We start from the raw sequence: 3603 nt of genomic DNA, 5'->3' as shown, positions 1-3603 counted from the left end.
TTACCACAGGTGGTACCGGTTTCTATATCAGAGACAGCATGCCAGAGGCAGTGAGTGTTTTGTTTGATAAATCGATTAATGGCTTTGGTGAGATGTTCCGCTTAATCTCAAAAGATGAGATTGGCATGTCAACGGTACAATCGCGCGCGATTGCGGGGATGGCAAACGGTACGGGTATTTTCTGTCTACCGGGCTCATCAGGTGCTTGTCGCACAGGTTGGGAGAGTATCTTAAAAGAGCAGTTTGATAGTCGTACGCGTCCTTGCAATTTTGTGCCGCACTTTATGCGTACTAATCCTAGCCATGATTGATACTGTAAACCGTTTAGATAGCTTGGCAGGTGTGGTCATTTTAGCGGGCGGCGCGTCTAGCCGTATGGGCACGCCTAAAGCGGAACTCATCCTACCTACAGGTGAGCGCCTGATTGATTATCATGTGCGGCATGCATTAAATTTAAACACTCCAATTATGATTGCTGATAATGGACGCGGTTTTTGCGTTGAATCAGCGCTAAAAGTCAGCAACTCGCAAGCATCTATTATTCATATTGCTGATTATGGCGCTGACCATGTTGATGGGCAGAATAGTAACAGCCAAATTGATACAGGTGGTGCGTTAGTCGCTATCGAGTCGGCCCTGCAAACCATGGTAAATACTTATTTATCAGATGCTTTAGTAAAAAAACAATCATCGTGGCTGCTGGTTATCAGCTGTGATAGCTTAATATCGGCCACAGATTTATGGCAAAAGTTACAGTCTTCAGCAATGCAAGCAACTGATAGTCAAGCTACCGAAAGCGAAACAACAGATAGCCAAGCAGTTGATAAAAAAGTAATTTGCTTAACCGATGACAGCCATTTATATCCATTGTTAGGACTTTATCAATTAAGCGTTGAGTCTGACCTAAAAGCTTATATTGATAGGGGCGGGCGCCGAGTAATGCAATTCATCAAACCTATTGTACAAGCCGTACCCTTTGAAAAAAACTGGCAGCACTTGACCAATTTTAATACGCCTGAGGAATTTAAGCGTGCCTATATGGCTTTGACAGATTTATAAAATGACAGATCGATAAGTTAATAACCAAGAGAGTATGTAAATGAGTGCGAACGCCCAAAAAAGTAATCAGTCTGTTTTGAATAAGTCAGCACTATCTCATTTAGACAGTAACGGCGATATTACTATGGTGGATGTCAGTGGCAAGACAGCCAGTACCAGAGAGGCAAGTGCACAAGGACAAGTACATTTCCCAAGTGCGGTTTATAAACAAATCAAAGCCGCTGATGGTATGACCAAAAAAGGCAGCATTACCCAGACGGCTCATATCGCCGGCATCATGGCCGCCAAGCGCACCCACGACCTTATTCCACTGTGCCATCCACTACCATTAGATAAGATTGGTTTAACCTTTGAGTATGATGATGCGCTGAATAGTATTATCGTCAGTGGCACTGTAAAAGTCACCCATAAAACTGGGGTCGAGATGGAAGCCTTAACTGCTGTGAGCATTGCTTGCCTGACCATCTATGACATGACTAAAGCCATATCGCATGATATTGTCATTGATAACGTGCGTTTGGTGACAAAAACGGGCGGTAAGTCAGATTATAGTCATGCTTAGAGTTTTACAAGAGCAAAATGCTGGGCTAAAGTCACAGCCTACGCTACCATATTGAAATAGTCGAAAGTGAGATGTTTGAAGGACTTTCCTAGCTTTCTGGTGTTTAGAAAGCACCCTACGACAGAATAGTTTGACAAGAATGGAGAATATTATGAGTACTTTAGATCTAGAAACCAATATTGATGCCACCATGAATATCAACGTCCTATACTTCGCCAGCCTAGCGGATGAGGCCAACTGTCAACAAGAAACTGTGAGTGTTCAGCAGTCGACCTCATTGACTGAGCTATACGAGCAATTGACCCAAAAGCATCGTTTTAGTCGTCCGCAGTCAGAGCTGCGCGTGGCGGTGAATGATTATTTTGCTAACTGGACAGACCAGATCAACGATGGCGACAGTGTGGTGTTTATCACTCCAGTCGCTGGTGGTTGAGTCAGGGTTTTAAAAAAATAGATAGAGACATCAAATGACAGACAACGTTCATAGCCATTCAGTGACCATCAAACGTAGCGTCGATGACGTCTATGCCATCGCCGAGCGCGATGGCTTTGCCTTGTTAGATATTGCTATCGATGAAGACAGACTTAAAAACACCCTTGATGATGACAGCTGCGGCGCATTCGTCTGCTTTGAAGGTCGCGTACGAAATCATAATAATGCCACCGGCGTTAATCACTTGACTTACTACGGCTATGAAGACTTAGCACTGAATCAAGGGCGTGCCATTATTGAAGAAGCCAAACAGCGTTTTGAGATTACCCATGCTCTTGCTATTCACCGTATTGGCGCATTAGAGATAGGTGATGTGGCAGTATGGGTAGGGGTCGTCTCTGCCCATCGTTATCCGGCTTTTGATGCTTGCCGCTGGATACTCGACACCATCAAAGCGGACATCCCAGTGTGGAAGCAGGAATATTATGAAGATGACTCTTCTAAATGGTTAAGTAATAATGGGTAGGTTAACAACGATTGTACTTGCAAGCTCATTTTTAATATTAAGTGCTTGTACGCAGGAGGACGCTACAAATACAATTACTGCTGCTGACACTACTGAGCAAACACAAACACTACGTATTGCTGCTGCTGCCAATTTATCTGACGTACTGCCTGCCATTGTCGAAAGCTATAAAACAGATAGAGGCTTACCTAACCAAGATATAGATGTTACTTACGCGTCTTCTGGTAAGTTATACGCGCAGATTAAAGCGGGTGCACCTTACGATATATTTTTATCTGCCAATCAAGAATTCCCTGCCAAGCTAGCTGATGAAAGTCCCCAAAGTGAAAAACCTCATCAGCCTTTTACCTATGCACAAGGTCAGTTGGCGTTATATAGTGTGACTAAACCTTTGGGTGAAACTAATCCAGCAGCGCTGACTGATTTATTCATGAGCGATATCAATGCCAAAATAACCATTGCCAGTCCTGAGCTTGCGCCTTATGGTACATCGGCAAAATCTTATTTACAAGCGCAAAATGTGTATGATGTTTTGGATAAGCAAAAACGTTTAATACAAGCAGAGAATATTGGTCAAGCGTTTCAATATGCACATACTGGCAGTGTCGACTATGGCTTTGTTGCGCAATCACAAATTATAGCTATTAAAGCCACGCCTGAGCAGTTCGTTACCCTAGCGCCCGATTCTTATCCGGCTATCCTGCAAGACGGTATTATAATCAGTGACACCTCTACGGCAACAGACTTCAGCGACTATTTAACCTCCAAAGCAGGACAACAACACTTCTCACAAGCGGGCTATCTAGCGGTTCAATAGTGATTCATTAAATACAATAAACCCTTTAACGCAACGAGCAATGACATCATGATAGCCCCATCCCTAATGTCAGACATGCTCAGCCCGTTCTTAGTCAGCATCAAACTTGCTACTGTCACCACCTTATGCCTATTACTCTTTGCCACACCTGTGGCTTATTGGCTTGCTAAGCCGAGTCGTGGGCAAGTCATTGCACGTCTTAAAGT

The 3603-nt window shown here is 43.7% G+C and carries 6 protein-coding genes; all 6 read left to right on the top strand.

What is annotated here, in order from left to right:
• Positions 1 to 311, top strand: a 311-nt coding sequence (locus AAEY87_RS13785) for a molybdopterin-binding protein (RefSeq protein WP_350657576.1), incomplete at its 5' end; no start/stop codon positions are given.
• A complete protein-coding gene (mobA, locus tag AAEY87_RS13780; protein WP_350657575.1) occupies positions 304 to 1059 on the top strand; it encodes a molybdenum cofactor guanylyltransferase in 756 nt (251 codons plus the stop codon). The genes AAEY87_RS13785 and mobA, both read left to right, overlap by 8 nt.
• A gap of 40 nt (positions 1060 to 1099) precedes the next feature.
• Complete coding sequence (gene moaC / locus AAEY87_RS13775) at positions 1100 to 1621, top strand: cyclic pyranopterin monophosphate synthase MoaC (RefSeq protein ID WP_350657574.1); 522 nt, start codon at positions 1100 to 1102, stop codon at positions 1619 to 1621.
• Positions 1622 to 1772: 151 nt separating this feature from the next.
• Positions 1773 to 2054, top strand: a complete 282-nt coding sequence (locus tag AAEY87_RS13770; RefSeq protein WP_350657573.1) for a MoaD/ThiS family protein — start codon at positions 1773 to 1775, stop codon at positions 2052 to 2054.
• A gap of 34 nt (positions 2055 to 2088) precedes the next feature.
• Complete coding sequence (locus AAEY87_RS13765; protein ID WP_350657572.1) at positions 2089 to 2580, top strand: molybdenum cofactor biosynthesis protein MoaE; 492 nt, start codon at positions 2089 to 2091, stop codon at positions 2578 to 2580.
• Positions 2573 to 3397: a molybdate ABC transporter substrate-binding protein gene (gene modA, locus AAEY87_RS13760; RefSeq protein ID WP_350657571.1), complete on the top strand. Its 825-nt coding sequence runs from the start codon at positions 2573 to 2575 to the stop codon at positions 3395 to 3397. Before AAEY87_RS13765 ends, modA begins: the two co-directional genes overlap by 8 nt.
• Positions 3398 to 3603 lie beyond the last annotated feature (206 nt).

Source organism: Psychrobacter sp. S1-30-MNA-CIBAN-0213, from assembly GCF_040309845.1.
Taxonomy (GTDB): Bacteria; Pseudomonadota; Gammaproteobacteria; order Pseudomonadales; family Moraxellaceae; genus Psychrobacter.
The sequence above is the reverse complement of the archived record's forward strand: the minus strand, read 5'-3'. Positions and strand labels throughout refer to the sequence as shown.

Bases quoted from the DNA above. Each gene is read 5' to 3' on its own strand.
- mobA (WP_350657575.1), top strand. From the start codon at position 304: ATGATTGATACTGTAAACCGTTTAGATAGCTTGGCAGGTGTGGTCATT.
- moaC (WP_350657574.1), top strand. From the start codon at position 1,100: ATGAGTGCGAACGCCCAAAAAAGTAATCAGTCTGTTTTGAATAAGTCA.
- AAEY87_RS13770 (WP_350657573.1), top strand. From the start codon at position 1,773: ATGAGTACTTTAGATCTAGAAACCAATATTGATGCCACCATGAATATC.
- AAEY87_RS13765 (WP_350657572.1), top strand. From the start codon at position 2,089: ATGACAGACAACGTTCATAGCCATTCAGTGACCATCAAACGTAGCGTC.
- modA (WP_350657571.1), top strand. From the start codon at position 2,573: ATGGGTAGGTTAACAACGATTGTACTTGCAAGCTCATTTTTAATATTA.